Genomic DNA, 15,637 nt, shown 5'->3' with positions numbered 1-15,637 from the left:
GCGGGGACCGCGCCTCCCCCGCTGCGCGCGCCGGCGCCCCCGGTCTGCGGCTTGATCGCCGGGCGGCCGCCGCGCCGCGCCTCGATGAGGGAGACCGCCTTCTCGGGCAGCCACGCGGACGCCGTACCGCTGTCGTCGGAGCCGGAGCCGAACAGGTGGGGTGCGAGCTGGGCCTGGAGGTCGGCCGGGTTGGGGCGCGCGGTCGCCTCCATCTGCATGCACGACTCGATCAGCGGCCGCAGCTCGTCCGGCAGTCCGCTGAGGTCCGGACCCTCCCGGAGCAGCATGAACACGGTCTCGACGGGGTTGGCGCCGTGGAAGGGCGCGTGTCCGGTCGCCGCGAAGACCAGCATCGAGCCGAGCGAGAAGACATCGCTGGCGCCGGTGACGCTGCGGGAGTCCTTGGCCTGCTCGGGCGACATGTAGGCGGGGGTGCCGACGGCGACGTTGGTCATGGTCAGCCGGGTGTTGGACACCCCGGAGGCGATGCCGAAGTCGATGACGCGCGGTCCGTCCTCGACCACGAGCACGTTGGACGGCTTGAGGTCGCGGTGGACGAGACCGGCGCCGTGGATGGACTGCAGGGCCTCCGCGACGCCCGCCGCGAGCCAGCGCACGGCCTGGGCGGGCAGCGGCCCGCACTCGTTCACTATCTCCTCGAGCGAGGGCGCGGGCACGTACGCGGTCGCGAGCCACGGCACGGCGGCGCGCGGATCGGCGTCCACCACCGCCGCCGTGTAGAACCCGGACACCGCGCGGGCCGCCTCGACCTCGCGGGTGAAGCGGACCCGGAACAGCTGGTCCTCGGCGAGTTCCGTCCTGACCGTCTTGATCGCCACTCGCCGGCCCGATGCCGACCGCGCCAGATAGACCAGCCCCATGCCGCCGGCACCCAGCCGGCCCAGCACCTCGAACGGCCCGATCCGGCGCGGATCGTGCTGCGTCAGCTGATCCACCACTTGCCCTGCCACCTCCCCGTACGGGCCGCGTCGCCCTCGATTGCCCGCGACCCCGTGCAGCGTCTCACCACGGCACCGCCATGGCGGCACGCACCCCGATTCTTCCTTCCTGGGCGACCTGTTGCGAACCCGGGGGTATATCGGGGTGTCTCGGGGCAAATCAGCTGATTACGGTCCCGATGGGGCGGAGGTCCGGCCCAGCCACTCCCGCTGCAGCAGCGCGAACGACGCCCCCTGGTCGTCCGTGACCACGGCGACGTGCCCGTACGAGGCCCCGAACGGCAGCGCCTGCACCCGTCCCCCGAGCTCCTGCACCGTCCGCAGCGCCCCCCTGAGGTCCGGCACGGCGAAGTGGACGAGGAAGTGCGGCGGCATCTCGGGCGGGAACACCTCGGAGAGCGCGGCGCGCCCGAAGTCCGGGGCGGCACCGGGGCCGAAGAGTGCCTGGTGGAAGACGTGCCCGTAGAAGGACTCGGCGACGGAGACGTCCCGGGCGTACAGCTGGGCCCAGGTGAAGGCGCCCGCGACGTGGCGGCGCCCGAAGCCGCGGCGGGTGCCGGGCTGCCACAGTCCGAGGACGGCGCCCTCCGGATCGGTGGCGAGGGCCGCCGTGCCGAGGGTGCCGACCTGCTCGGGCGGCGTGATGACCTGCCCGCCGGCCGCGCGGATCCGCCCGACGAGGGCGGTGATGTCCGGGGTGGCGAAATGGACGGTCCAGACGGTCGGCAGGCGCCCGTCCCGCTTGGGGGCCAGCTCGGCGACGGGTTCACCGTCCAGGAAGGCCCACACGGAGTCGTCGTGCACCGCGTGGAAGGTCCAGCCGAAGAGCCCGCCGTAGAACCGCTTGCCCGCCTCGACGTCGGGCAGCCGGGCGTCGACCCAGCAGGGCACGCCCTCCCCGTACGCATGGACTGCCGCGGTTTCGGCCATGTGGCCAAGCTAGACGGGTTTCCCGTGACGTGCGCTGCGGAAGTGGGCCGTCCGGTTCGCCCGGGCACCGGCGTGCCGGGAGGGGCCGGAGCGAATGAATCACGCCATCCGGGACCCAGCGCACTTCACGAAGCCCTTGGTGAAAGCCGTGCTCCCCATTTGCAGTCGGCCGAATCGCGCTCAGATCACCCCTCGGTAAGCTGACGACATGACAGGACAAGTGCGTACCGTCGACGGCCGCGTGGCCGGCCGGCGTGGGCAGGCGACCCGGCAGAAGCTGCTCGACTGCCTCAGCGAGATGCTCAGCTCCTCCCCGTACCGGGACGTCAAGGTCATCGATGTCGCCCGGAAGGCAGGCACTTCGCCCGCGACGTTCTACCAGTACTTCCCGGACGTCGAGGGCGCCGTCCTGGAGCTCGCCGAGCAAATGGCGCGGGAGGGCGCCGGGTTGAGCGAGGTGCTCGAGGGCGGCTCCTGGGCCGGCCGGGCCGGCTGGCAGACCGCCCAGAACCTCGTCGACGGCTTCCTGGACTTCTACAAGCGCAACGACGCGCTGCTGCGCGTAGTCGACCTGGGCGCCGCCGAGGGCGACAAGCGCTTCGCGCGCATCCGTGCGAAGATCCTCAACTCCGTGACGGGCTCCCTGGCCGCCACGGTCACCGAACTCCAGTCAAAGGGCCGCATCGACAAGGACGTCAACCCCGCGGCCGTCGCGGGCTCCCTCATCGCGATGCTCGCCTCGGTGGCCTCCCACCAGAAGGGCTTCCAGGGCGTCAAGCCCGCCGAACTCCGCCCCAACCTGGCACTGTTGGTCCACCTCGGCGTCACGGGCAAGAAGCCCATGAAGTAACCCGTACGGCGCCCGGGAGGCGCTCACCGGCTCACGTCCTGTCAAGCGGGCGGCGGTGCACGGACGCGCGGGACGCGTCCGTGCACCGCCGCCCGTGGCGTATCCGCGGCCCCCCGGAATACCCGGCGGTGCGGTCGTCGCTGAAGAGGGGGACGAAGACGCCCGCGTACGCACCGCCGAAGGAGACCACGATGGCCCTGACCCGCGCAGCACGCGAGGAGTTCCTGACCGAACCGCACATCGCCGCGCTCGCGGTGGACGCCGGGCCGGGGAGGGCCCCGCTGACCGTGCCGATCTGGTACCGGTACGAGCCCGGTGGCGACGTCTGGATCATCACGGAACTCGATTCCCGCAAGAACCGGCTGATCAGCGAGGCGGGCCGGTTCTCCCTGATGGTGGACCGGACCGAACCCACCATCCGGTACGTGTCGGTCGAGGGCCCCGTCGTCGAGACCGTCCCCGCGACCGTCGAACTCCTCCGCGACATCTCGGCCCGCTACCTGCCGGCCGACAAGGTCGACGCCTACGTCGACTTCTCCTGGGAGAACCACGGCGAGCAGGTGATCGTCCGGATGCGGCCCGAGCGCTGGGTGTCGTCCGACCTCGGAGCGGTGGCGGACATCTGAGGGCCCGGAGCGCGTGACAATCGGGGCATGAGCGACGACAGCGATTTCTCCGCACTGCTGCGATCACTGCGGGTGTGGGACCCGGACGCCACCGAGCTGCCGCCCTTCGACCCGGACACGGCTCCCGGCCGGCCGCTGCCGCTGTTCCGGCGCTGGCTGGCGGAGGCCGCGGCGGCCGGGCAGCCCGAGCCGCACACCCTGTCCCTCGCCACGGCCGGCGCGGACGGCGCACCGGACGTACGGACGGTGATGCTGCACGGCGCCGACGAGGACGGCTGGCACTTCGCCTCGCACGCGGGCAGCCGGAAGGGCCGGCAGCTGGCGGACCGGCCGTACGCGGCGCTCGGCTTCTACTGGCCCGTCCAGGGCCGCCAGGTGCGCGTACGGGGCCCGGTGCGGACCGCGCCCGCCGAGGTGGCCCACGCCGACCTGCACGCCCGCTCCACGGGGGCGCTGGCCGCCGCGCTGGTGGGCCGCCAGAGCGACGTACTGACCTCGTCGTCGGAGCTGGAGCGGGCCTCGGAGGACGCCTGGGCCCGCGCGCGGCGCGAGCCGGACGCGGCGGTGCCCTCCTGGACGGTGTACGTGCTGGAGCCGGACGAGGTGGAGTTCTTCCAGGGGGACGAGCGGCGGCGGCACGTACGGCTGGCGTACCGGCGCCGGGGGGAGGACTGGCTCAGGGAGCTGCTGTGGCCGTGACCGGCCCGGGCTCCGGGTCCGTGGCGAGGCGAGCGTGCGCGTGCACGTCACGGAACGCGTCGTACCGGCCGGCCTCGAACATCCCGCCGCGCCGTGTGCCCTCGTACGCGAATCCGCAGCGCTCCGCAATGCGGCACGAGGCCCCGTGGCCCAGGGCGTGGCCCAGTTCGAGGCGGTGGACGCCCAGTTCCGCGAAGGCGTGGCGGGCGGCGAGCCGGAGCGCCCGGCCCGCGACGCCGTGGCCGCGGGCCTCGGGCAGGACCCAGTAGCCGACGACGGCCACCCGCATGAAGCCGTTGATCTCGTTGATGCCGATGTGCCCGAGCCGCTCCCCGCCCGCCTCGTCCGTGACGCAGAACGACGCACTCCGGCCCTCCGCGTCCCACTCGGACCGCAGCCGCAGCGACTCCCGGGCGTCCTCGGCGGTCTCGACCGGCCGCACCGGTGTGTTCCAGCGCAGGAACTCCGGGTCGGACAGCCCCCGCAGCCACGCGTCGACGTCCGCGTCGGACTCCGGGTCCCAGGACCGCAGCCGCAACCCGTGACCGCGCAGCTCGACGGAGGAAGGAGCGTGGGAGGGGAGGGGCGAAAGGAGCTGCTGGGACTGCTGGGTCTCTATGTGGTTCTCGAGGTCGGCCATCGCCCCATTGAAACCCGCACGGACCTCCTCCCCGCACCCGGGGCGAGGTCCCGGGCCCGGTGTGCCACGGTGGCCCGAGACGGTATACAACGGCAGGTCAGGCCCTGGCACGAGCGGCTTCGTCCTGATTGGAACCTGGGCGCGGCGGGACCGCGTTGCTACTACGGACACCATGTACCGACAGCTCCCCGTGATCACCCCCTACGCCATGCCCGCCCCACACCAGCTCCCCGCCAACACCGCTCCCTGGCAGCCCGAGACGCACCGCGTGGCGCTCCTCATCCACGACATGCAGCGCTACTTCCTCACCTCCTACCCCGCCGACCGGCCGCCCCTGACCGACCTGCTGGCCAACACCCTCGTCCTGCGCGCCCTCAGCGACCGCACCGGCATCCCCGTGCTCTACACCGCCCAGCCCGGCGGCGCCCCGGTGGAACAGCGCGGACTGCTCACCGACTTCTGGGGGCCGGGCCTGCCCGGCAACGGTGAGCACCACGCCATCCACCACGACCTCGCGCCACGCCCCGGCGACACCGTCATCACCAAGCACCGCTACAGCGCCTTCCACCGCACCCCCCTCCTCGGCCTCCTCCGTGCCCTCGGCCGCGACCAGCTCCTGCTGTGCGGCGTCTACACCCACATCGGCATCCTCCACACCGCCCTGGACGCGTTCGCCCACACCGTCCAGCCCTTCCTGGTCGCCGACGCCACCGCCGACTTCACCCAGCGGCTGCACACCGACGCCCTGGAGCACGCAGCCGGCTGCTGCGCGGTCGTCACCACCACGGCCCACGTACGCCACTGCCTGCCGCACCTGCCCCCGTGACGCGCCTGCCCCGTGACGCGCCGGCTCCGTGAGGCGGCCGGCCCCTGCCGTGATCAGACCGCAACCGATTCCGCGCGTGACCGAGACCCATCAACTCCCCCCGCGCCTACGCTCAGGCGCATGGCCGACTCCCCCGCGTCCACCAGATCCCCGGCGTCCGACCTCCCCGTGTACGTCATCGGCGGCGGCCCCGGCGGGCTGTCCGTGGCGTACGCCCTGCGCGCCCACGGCGTACGCGCCGTCGTGCTGGAGAAGTCCGACCGGGTCGGCGCGTCCTGGCGCCGGCACTACGACCGGCTGCACCTGCACACCACCCGGCGGCTGTCGTCGCTGCCCGGGCTGCCGATGCCGCGCCGGTTCGGGCGCTGGGTGTCGCGCGCCGACATGGTGCGCTACCTGGAGAAGTACGCCGAGTACCACGAGCTGGAGGTCGTCACCGGTGTCGAGGTGTCCCGCGTGGAACGGCTCCCCGACGGCGGGGGCACCTCCCGGTCGAGCGAGGCCGGGGGCGGGGGAGGCTGGCTGCTGCGCGCCACCGGCGGCCGCGAACTGACCGGCAGCGCGGTCGTCGTCGCCACCGGGTTCAACCACACGCCGCGACTGCCCGAGTGGCCCGGCCGCGACACGTACGCCGGTGAGCTGCTGCACGCGCGCGAGTACCGCGACGCGGAGCCCTACGCCGGCCGCGACGTCCTGGTCGTCGGCATCGGCAACACGGGCGCCGAGATAGCCGCCGACCTGGCCGAGGGCGGCGCCGCGCGGGTACGGCTCGCCGTGCGCACCCCGCCGCACATCGTGCGCCGCTCCACGGCGGGCTGGGCGGCCCAGTACTCGGCCGTCGCCGTCCGCCGGCTGCCCGTCCCCCTCGTCGACCTGCTCGCCCGGGCGGTGAGCCGGGTCAGCGTCCCGGACCTGGCCGCCCACGGGCTGCCCCGTCCCGCCACCGGCCTCTACACCCGGGTGCGCGAGGGCGCCATCCCCGTCCAGGACGTCGGCCTCGTCGACGCCGTGCGGCGCGGGCGGGTCGAGATCGTGGCCGCGGTGGAGGGCTTCGAGGACGGCGAGGTGGTCCTCGCGGACGGCTCGCGCGTGGCGGCCGACGCCGTGATCGCCGCCACCGGGTACCGGCGCGGCCTCGAGGAGGTAGTCGGCCACCTCGACGTCCTCGACGGCCGTGGCAGACCCCTCACCCACGGCGCCCGCACCCTGGCGCACGCCCCCGGTCTGTACTTCACCGGCTACACCAACCCGATCAGCGGCATGCTCCGCGAGATCGCCGCCGACGCCGGCCGGATCGCGAAGGCGGTCGCCCGCAACCGCGCCCGCGGGGTCAGACGAGGTTGACCTGGTAGGTCTCCAGGCGGCTGATCGCGTCGCCGGTGAACGTGAACACGTCGGAGAAGAGGAAGCCCAGCACCTCGCCGTCCTTCCTGCGGGTCCGGCCGCCGCCGGTCGCGACGACGGTGTCGCCCTCCTCGACCAGGCGGTCCAGCCACAGCTCGGGACCGCCCTCGAAGGCGTCGTTCCCGATCTCGGCGTCGAACGCCTCCTTGCCCCGGAGCGTGGTGCGGCCGTGCATCTCCCACACCACGTCCTCCGCGAGGCAGGACAGGATCATGGCGTGGTCGCTCCGCCGGAAGCCCTCGATGTACGTCTCGACGACTGCCTTGCGCGGGGACGTGCCGGTCATGTGACGACTCCGTTTCTGCGGACTTCGGCTGGCCCCTCTAGGACTGCCGTCGGCCCCGGAACTCATCGCCCCGCGCGTGATGCGCGACCCGGAGGTCGTCCACAGGCTGTGGAGGAGTTCCGGCTGGCGGCGCGTCGCTGCTCGCCCCGAGCGCGGCACCGCGCGCCGCCATCCGGCTCCGGCGCGTTCGTACGCGCTCCCCGGACGATCCACCGCGGCGGGTCGCCCGTCCCTGTGGGAGCCGGCGCCGGTCACGACCCACACTCGTCGAGGGTTCCCGTCACCGGACCCCTCGTCGTCCCCTCACGGCGAATCGCTGACCACAAGCGTGATCAAACGGACACGCCACGTCAACACCCCCTCGGTGATTCGACGGCCGTGACCCTGCTGATGACGGCGCGTACGGAAGCACGTCCCGGCGCACTCAACCGCGCCCGCCGCCGCGCCGGTTGGGCCCCGTGCACCGGCGCGCGGGCGCGCGCGTCGTGCGAGGCCCGGTGGCGGGGGGGGACACGGAACCCTGGCTACACGGCCTCGTAGGTCAGCCCCTGGTACGTCGCCGACGCGGCGGCCGGGACCGTGGCGGGCTCCGGGAGGGCCGCGCACTGGTCCAGTTCGCACCAGATGCGCTTGCCGACACCCTCGGCGTTCCACCCCCAGCGGTCGGCGAGCCCTTCGACGAGGGCCAGGCCCCGCCCGTTGGTGTCGTCGCCCTCCGCGCACCGCGGTGCCGGGGGCCGGTCACAGGCGTCGGCCACCTCCAGGCGCACGGTCCCCGCGGCGCCGCCGGGCGGTTCCCGCAGCAGCAGCCGCAGCACCGCCGGACAGCCGGTGTGCACCACCGCGTTGGTGACCAGCTCGGACACGAGCAGGATGAGCGTTTCGGCCAGCGGCTCGTCGGCTCCTATCCCGGAGCCGGCCAGCCGAGAACGGGCCCACTTGCGGGCGCGCCCCACCTCCGCGGGGTCGGGCCGGACCTCCAGCTGCACTTGAAGCACCTGCACCGCTCACACCATCCGAACCGGCGGACACATCGCCTCGGGCCTGGACCAGGCCACGATCGTGGTCGTCTTCTGATCGGCCATCGTCTCCGTGGCCCACACCGGGATCACCCAGCGTGATCCCCATAATCCCCAGCATGGTTGACGCAGAGTCACCCCAACAAGCGCTTCGGGCATATTCCAGCGCGAAGGAGTACGCCTGCGGCATACTGTGCGACGCTCTCGGCGACGAGTCGAACAAGTGGCGGCAACCCCGCACCCACCTCGGTGAGCGGCACGGATCGCCGGAATTCCGGGGCCGCCCCGGGGGCAACACCGGGGCGGCCGGGCCCCGTCACCACGCGCATCCCCCACAAGCTACCGGAGCGGAACCCCGACTCCGGGTTGTGACGAGTCACGTGCAGGACACGACCCGGAGTCAACGCTCGGTAACTGCCGGGAAGCGGTACTCGATCGGTACGGGACCGCTCCGGCCCGGGGGCCGGACTACTCCGGCACCGTGAAGTAGCGCGCGATCGCCGTCACGACCTCCGTCTCGCCCACCCGGCCGTCGGCGTCGGCGTCGAGACCCGCGGCGGCGCCGGCGGCGGTCTCCTCGGGCACGCCGAGGGCTCTGAGGACACGGACGGTGTCCTCCACGGTGGCCGCTCCGTCGCCGTCGGCGTCCGCGACGGCGAGGGCCGCGTGCAGGAAGGGGCGGGCGATCTCGGCGAACCGGTCGGGGTTGTCGCGCAGCCGCTTGACGGCGCCGTTCACGAACTCCTCACGGGTGATGCGCTGGTCGCCGTCCCGGTCCGCTATCCCCGCCATGCCCTGCCAGAAGGCCTCGGCACCGCTGTACAGGGCCTGCCCCCGGTCGGACCGGGCCGTGGTGGCGAACTCGGTGAGGACGGCCTTGGCCGCCGCACTGAAGTCCGCCCGGTCGATCCAGCCGTTGCCGTCCTGGTCGAAGGTGGCGAACCGGGCGGCGATCCTGCGTTCGTACTCGCTGCTGACCATGTCTGTTCGGGCCCGCCTTCCGTCGTCACGTGGGGTTTCTGGCACGGAGCGTACGTCGTCGCGGCGCCGTCATGCCGACAGCGGACCGGCCTCCTCGCCGTCGTCCGGCGCCGGGGCGACGGCCGAGGCCACGTCCGGGTGCACCTCGAAGAGACGGCGGACGCCGAGGGCGCCGAGGACGCGGTTGACGTGCGCGCCCTGCGGGCGTCCGGTGGAACCCGGCCCCGCGGCGGTCCTCCCGGCGGCCGGCAGGATCAGGCGCAGCCGGCCCTGACAGGACCGTATGAGGCGGCGGGTGGCGATGAGCACGCCGACGCCGCTGGAGTCGCAGAAGACGACCCCCGACAGGTCCAGGACGAGGCTGCGGCGCCCGTCGGCCACGGCTGCGTGCACGCGTCGGCGCAGCACCGGGGAGGTCACCAGGTCCATCTCGCCCGACACATGGAGCACGGCCCACTCACCGCGCTGTCCGCCGGTCACCTCGAGCGTCACTGCCACGCCTCTCAGTCGCCACCCACCGGATAACCGGAAGCTGCCATTTCGCTTCTTCCAGCGCGGCTGCCCCACCGTGATTTCCATGAAACACCGACGACTGGCCGAAAGTATGGGCCAAGACTAGCCATTTCGGGCCTGACTAGTCGCATCCAATCCATTTCAGTCACGCCTGGGCGATAGTGCGCAGGGCAAGAACCTTCTTCGACGTAAAGCGGGCCAAAGAGAACCGATGTCCGGTCCATACCACCTTCCGCCGCACCGGGGGCGCACATTGCCACAAAGGGGCGTGCGCCCAGGGACGTGCCGACTACATTCAGGAGGGCGGCGGGCACCCCGCCGCACCCGGAACGGCGCAGGCACGGGCAGGGAGAGGGGGCACATGGCGACGAGGGACACACCACCCCGCTGGGACCGCAAGATGCAGCAACGGCTGGCGCGCGGTGAGGCGGCGGCGCTCGGCGAGCTCTACGACCGGTTCGCTTCACTTGTGCACGGCCTCGCCCATCGCGTGCTCGGAGACGAACAGGCGGCCGACGGAATCACCCGCGAAGTGTTCGTTCATGTCTGGGAGGACCCGGAGTCGTACGACCCCCGGCAGGGCCCGCTGCGCTCCTGGATGGCCGCCCTCACCCACCGCCTCGCCGTACGGCGACTGCGCGCCACCGAGGCCGCGGCGCTCACCGACGGCGGTGGCGCGGAAGAGCTGGAGCGCAAGGTGCGCAGCGCCTCGGTGGCCGCCCGCGCCGACTACATCGTCACCTCCATGCCCGCACCGCTGCGCGCCGCCCTGGAGCGTGCCTACTTCCAGCGCCGGACCTACCGCCAGACGGCCGCCGATCTGGGTATCACCGAGGACGAGGCCCGCCGCCGGCTCCGCCTCGGCCTCCAGCTCCTGGCCACCGCCCACGACACGGGCCCCTCCGGGACCCCGCCCGACCACGGGGGTGCGGGGTGACCGGGAGCGCGGACCGTTTCGAGACGTACGGGGAGCACGGCGAGGGCGGGGGCGGGGGCGCGGGCGACGAGGAGCACGGGAGCCGGGACGTGGGAAGCGCGGAGGGCACGGACGGTCCGGGCGGTCGGGGCGGTCCCGGGGGCCCCGGCGGCCCGCGGGCCCCGGGCGGCCCCGGCAACGGCGGCGGGCCCGAGGAGGGCCGGCCGCCGCGCATACCGCTGCCCCGGTCGCCCGTCGAGGACACCGGGCTGCCGCTGCCCGGTCCGCCTCCCTTACCGCCGGCCCTGCCGCACCCGGTGCTGAAGTCGCTGCTCGGAGCCTGGGCGCTGGCCGTCTGCGCGCCCGAGGAGACGGCGGCCGTGGAGGACCACCTCGGCGTCTGCGGTGCCTGCGCCGAGGAGGCGCTGCGGCTGCGCGGGGCCGTGGGCCTGCTGCACCCGGCGGAGAGCCTCGACGTGGACCCGGGGCTGCGCACGCGCGTCCTGGAGGGCTGCCTGGGCCGCCGGCCGCCCCGCATCCCCGTACCGGAATGGGCCGGGCCGTACGACGCGGAGGTGGCGCGGCTCGACGCGCTGCTGCAGGACATCGGGGCCGCCGACTGGCACACCCCGGTACGGCTGCGGTGGTTCGACGGCGCGGACACGGCGAGCCGCCGGACGACCGTCGCCGGGATCATCGCCCACCTGCTGACCGTCGACGGGCTGGTCGCGGTCGCGCTCGGCCTCCAGGACCCCCTCGATGCGCCGGCCGACGCCCCGACCCCGCAGGCGCGCACCGAGGCGTACTGGCGGGCCTCCCCCGTCCCGCCGACCCGGCGGGTGCGCGTCCCGTGGCGCGAGCAGAGCCACGCCCTGGTCCGTACGGTGGCCTTCGCGGGCGACGGCTCCGGCCTGCTCACCGTCCCCTACGGCGCCTTCGAACTGCCGTTGCGGGACGCGATGGTGGACCGCGCCTTCGAGTGCTGGATCCACGCGGAGGACATCGCCGAGGCGGTGGACTACCCGTACGAGCCGCCCGCGCCGCGCCATCTGCACCGGATGATCGACCTGGCGGCCCGGCTGCTGCCCGCGGTCCTGTCCGAGCGGCGCCGGGCCGGGCTCGCCGGGCCGCCGCGGCAGGAGCGCCGGCTCGTGGCGGCCGGTGCGCCCGGCCGCAGCCTGCGCCTGGAGATAGAGGGCCTCGGCGGGGGCGAGTGGCTGGTCCCGCTGGACTCCCCGGCCGCCGTGGGCTCCGCCGCGCACGAGGTGGCCCATGTGGCGCTCGACGGGGTGGAGTTCTGCCGGCTGGCCGCGGGCCACGTACCGCCCGAGGACGCGGCGGCCGGCCAGGACGGCGACCGGGAGGCGATCCGGGACGTGCTGTACGCGGCGGCCTCGCTCAGCCGGATGTGAACGCCTGCCCGCAGGTACCTAGGCGAAGACCACCGTCCGGCGCCCGTTCAGCAGGATGCGCCGCTCCGCGTGCCACTTCACCGCGCGCGCGAGCGCCTGGCACTCCACGTCCCGGCCGACGGCGACCAGCTGCTCCGGGGTGACCTGGTGGCCGACGCGCTGGACCTCCTGCTCGATGATCGGGCCCTCGTCGAGGTCGGCGGTGACGTAGTGCGCGGTGGCGCCGATCAGCTTCACCCCGCGCGCGTGGGCCTGGTGGTACGGCTTGGCGCCCTTGAAGCTCGGCAGGAAGGAGTGGTGGATGTTGATGATCCGGCCGCTGAGCTGCTTGCACAGGTCGTCGGAGAGCACCTGCATGTAGCGGGCGAGGACGACGAGCTCGACGTTCTCCTCCCGCACCACCTCCAGCAGCCGCGCCTCGGCCTGCGCCTTGGTGTCCTTCGTCACCGGGATGTGGTGGAAGGGGATGTGGTACGAGGCCACGAGCTCGGCGAAGTCGGTGTGGTTGGACACCACGGCCGCGATGTCCACCGGCAGCGCGCCGGTCCGCGCGCGGAAGAGCAGGTCGTTCAGGCAGTGGCCGAACCTGCTGACCATGAGGACGATCCGCATGCGCTCCTCGGGCCGGTGGATCTGCCAGTCCATCCGGAAGGAGTCACCGATCGCCGCGAAGCTCGCCCGCAGCTTCTCCACGGTCACCGGGGCCTCGGCGGAGAAGTGCACCCGCATGAAGAACAGACCCGTGTCGTGGTCGCCGAACTGCTGACTGTCCTCGATGTTGCAGCCGGTCATGAAGAGGTAGCTCGACACGGCGTGCACGATGCCCTGCTTGTCCGGGCAGGAGAGGGTGAGGACGTACTGGTCGGCGGGGGCCGCGGCTCGGGTGGACTGCTCGTTCATGCGGGACAGAATTTCACAGACGGGCCCTGGGCGAGCGGGCGTCCCGCTCTGCGGTCACCCGTCGGCACCCGGGCCCGGCCCCCGGGTCCTCAGGCCGTGCGGGTCAGGATGCGCAGCACCTCGAGCGTCCGCGGCGGCGTGTCCGGGTCCTCCCCGTCGCTCGCCGACATCCGTACGTGCGCGTCGCGGGCCGCCCGTACCGCCTCCGGCCACGCGTGGTGGTCGAGGTAGGCGGCGACCGGCGCGTCCGGCCCCACCTGGTGCATGATCCGCAGCACCCGCAGCACGGCGGTGTCCACGAGGGCCGCCTCCTGGGAGTCGCGGAAGATCGTGCCCACGTACTTCTCGGCGGACCAGCTGTCCAGCCAGGTGTCCTCCACCAGGCGGTAGACGGCGTCGGTGACGTCCCCGTAGCCGTCGACACCGGCCAGCCAGACGTCCCGCTGGAACGCCGGGTCGGAGAGCATGTGCAGCGCGGAGCGCACATTGCTGCGCCAGCGCCACCACGGCATGTCGTTGAGTGGCATGCCGCCCATGGTGGATGAGCGACGCCCGCGACGGGAAGAGTTGTCCGCACCTTGCACGATCACCGATCGTACGTTCCCCGCGGAAATGCGGTCATCACACCCCGCAATTCACCCCTGCGCCACCTCACGTCGACCGGCCGTCACCGCCAGGTTGGCGATGTGGCGGAATCGTGCGCTTCCATGACCGGTAGGCGACACTTGCGCAGCTTCCTCCCCGTCCTCACCCGGCCGGCCCGGCCCACCGCGGGCGATCCGGCGGAGGTCGGCGCGCCGCACCCGCGGAGGGACGGCACGCGGACCGGCGTGCTGTCCGCGGGCGCGCTCGCGGCCTGCGCGTCGCTCGCCGCCGGATGCGGCGTCGTCCCCGGTATCTCGGGGGGTTCCGGGGACGCGCCGATCACCGTCATGACGTGGGCACCCGAGGAGACGTCCGCCACCAACAAGCCCGGCATGCCGGCCATGGCCGAGGCCTACGCCCGCTGGGTGAACTCCCAGGGCGGCCTCAACGGCCGCGAGCTGCACGTCCTGACCTGCAACGACCACAACGACACCGTGGGCGCCGCGCGGTGCGCCGAACGCGCGGTCGACGAGGGCGCCGTCGCCGTCCTCGGCTCCTACAGCCAGCACGGCCGCTCCTTCCTCTCCCCGCTGGAGGCGGCGGGCATCCCCTACGTCGGCGGGTACGGCGTCACCGCCGACGAGTTCACCAGCCCCACCTCCTACCCGGTCAACGGTGGCCAGTTCGCGCTCCTGGCCGGCCTCGGCGAACACCTGGCCGACGCCTGCGACACCGTCGTCCTGGTCCGCCCCGACTCGCTCGTCGGCGACACCATGCCGGTGCTCCTCGACGCCGGGCTGCGCACGGGCAAGCAGGCCGCCGTCACGGACCAGCCGGCCGCCGAGGACTCCACCGAGTACACGAACGCGACCCGGCAGGCGCTCACCCGTGCCACCGCCGACGCGAGCGGTACGGGCTGCGTGGTGCCCTCGCTCGGCGACCGCACCGGCACGTTCATGGACGACTTCCGGCGCGTGCGCGCGGACTACCCCGACGTGCGCACCGGCGCCGTGCTCGGCAGCGTCGACCAGTCGGTGATCAACTCCACCGGCGGCAGCTCGGGCCCGTACGAGGGGGCGTACGTCACCGGCTGGTACCCGGAGTCGACCGACGAGCGCTGGGACGCCATGAACGACGTGATCGGCGAGCACGCCTTCGGCGACAACCGCATCGAGGGCACCGACCCCGGGGTGCAGACCACCTGGGTGGCGTACACCGTGTTCAAGGCCGTGGTCGAGGAGCTGGGCGAGGGCGAGGTCAGCGCACGCACCATCCGCCGGGCCCTCGACGACGGTCTGGAGGTGACCACGGGCGGGCTCACGCCGACGCTCCGCTGGCGCTTCGAGGACCTCATCGCGGCCGGCGGCTACCCGCGCCTGGTCAACGCGGACGTCACCTTCCAGGTCGTCCGGGACGGCCGGCTGGTGGCCGCGCGCAAGGACTCCGTGAGCGTGCGGAAGACGCTGGAGAGCGCGTCGTAGGGTCGCGCGCTCCGGCGCCGGCGCAGGCGCCGGGTCAGAGCTGGGACGCCTGCCGCTGCGTCAGCCCGTGCTCGGCGGCGATGTCGTTCCACAGCTTCGCGGCCTTCTCCTTCTCGGCGCTGGCCGTGGCGCTGGCCTCGTTCCCGGCCCGGGTCTCCTTCGTGGTGCGGGCCTGGCCCTTGCGGCAGCCCCTCTTGCCGCCTGCCTGGTCGGCCCACGCGGCGTAGTGGTTGTCGGCCGACTCGGAGGCCTTCCAGGCGTTGGTGAGCGCGGTGGTCAGCTCCGCGTGGTGCGGCAGCCGGTCGACGGGGAGCTCGGCCAGACGGGTGACGAGGCCGTTGCGCTGCTGTGCGGCGGCGCGCAGGTCGGCGGCCGCCTGTTCCAGGTCCTTGCACTCCTTCACGTGCCCGACCGCGCTGATCACGCTCTCCCGGCTGTCGCCGCTGTCCGCCAGCAGCGCGTCCAGGGCGACGGCCTGCTCCTGCACCGGATCGGTGCTCGGGGACGGCGTCGCGGCGGCGTCGGACGCGGCGGCCGCGACGGCCGGGTCGGTGCCCTGCTGCTGCTCGCCGCCACCACCGCCGCTGCCGCTCCCCCCGCCGAGCAGGGC

17 protein-coding genes and 1 pseudogene are annotated in these 15,637 nt (G+C 73.4%); 8 read left to right on the top strand and 10 right to left on the bottom strand.

What is annotated here, in order from left to right; translation table 11 throughout:
* On the bottom strand, positions 1-959 hold a 959-nt coding region (locus UW392_RS24285), incomplete at its 3' end, for a serine/threonine-protein kinase (protein ID WP_320777221.1).
* Between the two features lie 168 nt (positions 960-1,127).
* Positions 1,128-1,889 (bottom strand): VOC family protein, encoded by a 762-nt coding sequence (locus tag UW392_RS24280; RefSeq protein ID WP_320777220.1) that lies wholly within the window; start codon positions 1,887-1,889, stop codon positions 1,128-1,130.
* 220 nt (positions 1,890-2,109) lie between these two features.
* Here UW392_RS24280 and UW392_RS24275 point away from each other — a divergent pair, with 220 nt between their 5' ends.
* The 3 genes from UW392_RS24275 to UW392_RS24265 all read left to right on the top strand — a co-directional run bounded on the left by UW392_RS24275 (position 2,110) and on the right by UW392_RS24265 (position 4,064).
* Entirely contained in the window at positions 2,110-2,739 is a 630-nt protein-coding gene (locus tag UW392_RS24275; protein WP_320777223.1) for a TetR family transcriptional regulator, read from the top strand.
* 191 nt (positions 2,740-2,930) lie between these two features.
* On the top strand, positions 2,931-3,365 hold the full coding sequence (locus UW392_RS24270; protein ID WP_320777219.1) for a pyridoxamine 5'-phosphate oxidase family protein: 435 nt from the start codon (positions 2,931-2,933) through the stop codon (positions 3,363-3,365).
* Positions 3,366-3,392: 27 nt separating this feature from the next.
* The gene (locus tag UW392_RS24265; RefSeq protein WP_320777218.1) at positions 3,393-4,064 is read left to right on the top strand and encodes a pyridoxal 5'-phosphate synthase; all 672 of its coding nucleotides are present in this window, start codon (positions 3,393-3,395) and stop codon (positions 4,062-4,064) included.
* On the opposite strand, the gene UW392_RS24260 is transcribed toward UW392_RS24265, so the two are convergent.
* Complete coding sequence (locus UW392_RS24260) at positions 4,042-4,704, bottom strand: GNAT family N-acetyltransferase (RefSeq protein ID WP_320777217.1); 663 nt, start codon at positions 4,702-4,704, stop codon at positions 4,042-4,044. The two genes, UW392_RS24265 and UW392_RS24260, sit on opposite strands and share 23 nt — an antisense overlap.
* A 172-nt stretch (positions 4,705-4,876) precedes the next feature.
* Here UW392_RS24260 and UW392_RS24255 point away from each other — a divergent pair, with 172 nt between their 5' ends.
* Both UW392_RS24255 and UW392_RS24250 read left to right on the top strand, forming a co-directional pair.
* Positions 4,877-5,530, top strand: coding sequence for an isochorismatase family protein (locus UW392_RS24255; RefSeq protein ID WP_320777216.1), 654 nt, complete (start codon positions 4,877-4,879; stop codon positions 5,528-5,530).
* A 120-nt stretch (positions 5,531-5,650) separates the two neighbouring features.
* Complete coding sequence (locus tag UW392_RS24250; protein ID WP_320777215.1) at positions 5,651-6,874, top strand: NAD(P)/FAD-dependent oxidoreductase; 1,224 nt, start codon at positions 5,651-5,653, stop codon at positions 6,872-6,874.
* Here the strand turns inward: UW392_RS24250 and UW392_RS24245 are convergent.
* The 4 genes from UW392_RS24245 to UW392_RS24230 form a co-directional block, all read right to left on the bottom strand.
* Positions 6,861-7,220 (bottom strand): nuclear transport factor 2 family protein, encoded by a 360-nt coding sequence (locus UW392_RS24245; protein WP_320777214.1) that lies wholly within the window; start codon positions 7,218-7,220, stop codon positions 6,861-6,863. The genes UW392_RS24250 and UW392_RS24245 overlap by 14 nt on opposite strands.
* A gap of 524 nt (positions 7,221-7,744) precedes the next feature.
* Complete coding sequence (locus UW392_RS24240) at positions 7,745-8,224, bottom strand: ATP-binding protein (RefSeq protein WP_320777213.1); 480 nt, start codon at positions 8,222-8,224, stop codon at positions 7,745-7,747.
* Between the two features lie 483 nt (positions 8,225-8,707).
* Positions 8,708-9,220, bottom strand: a complete 513-nt coding sequence (locus UW392_RS24235) for an EF-hand domain-containing protein (RefSeq protein ID WP_320777212.1) — start codon at positions 9,218-9,220, stop codon at positions 8,708-8,710.
* Between the two features lie 69 nt (positions 9,221-9,289).
* Positions 9,290-9,718, bottom strand: a complete 429-nt coding sequence (locus UW392_RS24230; RefSeq protein WP_320777211.1) for an STAS domain-containing protein — start codon at positions 9,716-9,718, stop codon at positions 9,290-9,292.
* Positions 9,719-10,094: 376 nt separating this feature from the next.
* On the opposite strand from UW392_RS24230, the gene UW392_RS24225 reads away from it, so the two are divergent.
* A complete protein-coding gene (locus UW392_RS24225; protein WP_320777210.1) occupies positions 10,095-10,670 on the top strand; it encodes a sigma-70 family RNA polymerase sigma factor in 576 nt (191 codons plus the stop codon).
* A gap of 89 nt (positions 10,671-10,759) precedes the next feature.
* Positions 10,760-12,061, top strand: a complete 1,302-nt coding sequence (locus tag UW392_RS24220; RefSeq protein WP_320777222.1) for a maleylpyruvate isomerase N-terminal domain-containing protein — start codon at positions 10,760-10,762, stop codon at positions 12,059-12,061.
* A gap of 18 nt (positions 12,062-12,079) precedes the next feature.
* On the opposite strand, the gene purU is transcribed toward UW392_RS24220, so the two are convergent.
* Both purU and UW392_RS24210 read right to left on the bottom strand, forming a co-directional pair.
* Positions 12,080-12,961 (bottom strand): formyltetrahydrofolate deformylase, encoded by an 882-nt coding sequence (purU, locus tag UW392_RS24215; RefSeq protein ID WP_320777209.1) that lies wholly within the window; start codon positions 12,959-12,961, stop codon positions 12,080-12,082.
* 89 nt (positions 12,962-13,050) lie between these two features.
* Positions 13,051-13,497: an SCO4402 family protein gene (locus UW392_RS24210; RefSeq protein ID WP_414496682.1), complete on the bottom strand. Its 447-nt coding sequence runs from the start codon at positions 13,495-13,497 to the stop codon at positions 13,051-13,053.
* A gap of 171 nt (positions 13,498-13,668) precedes the next feature.
* Between UW392_RS24210 and UW392_RS24205 the strand changes: the two genes are divergently transcribed.
* On the top strand, positions 13,669-15,027 hold the full coding sequence (locus tag UW392_RS24205; protein WP_320777207.1) for an ABC transporter substrate-binding protein: 1,359 nt from the start codon (positions 13,669-13,671) through the stop codon (positions 15,025-15,027).
* 34 nt (positions 15,028-15,061) lie between these two features.
* Here the strand turns inward: UW392_RS24205 and UW392_RS24200 are convergent.
* A pseudogene (locus UW392_RS24200) lies at positions 15,062-15,637 on the bottom strand (hypothetical protein); the annotation flags it as partial.

The organism is Streptomyces sp. CRN 30 (genome assembly GCF_034105845.1).
Note: the sequence above shows the minus strand (reverse complement) of the source record. Positions and strands in the feature narration are given on the sequence as shown.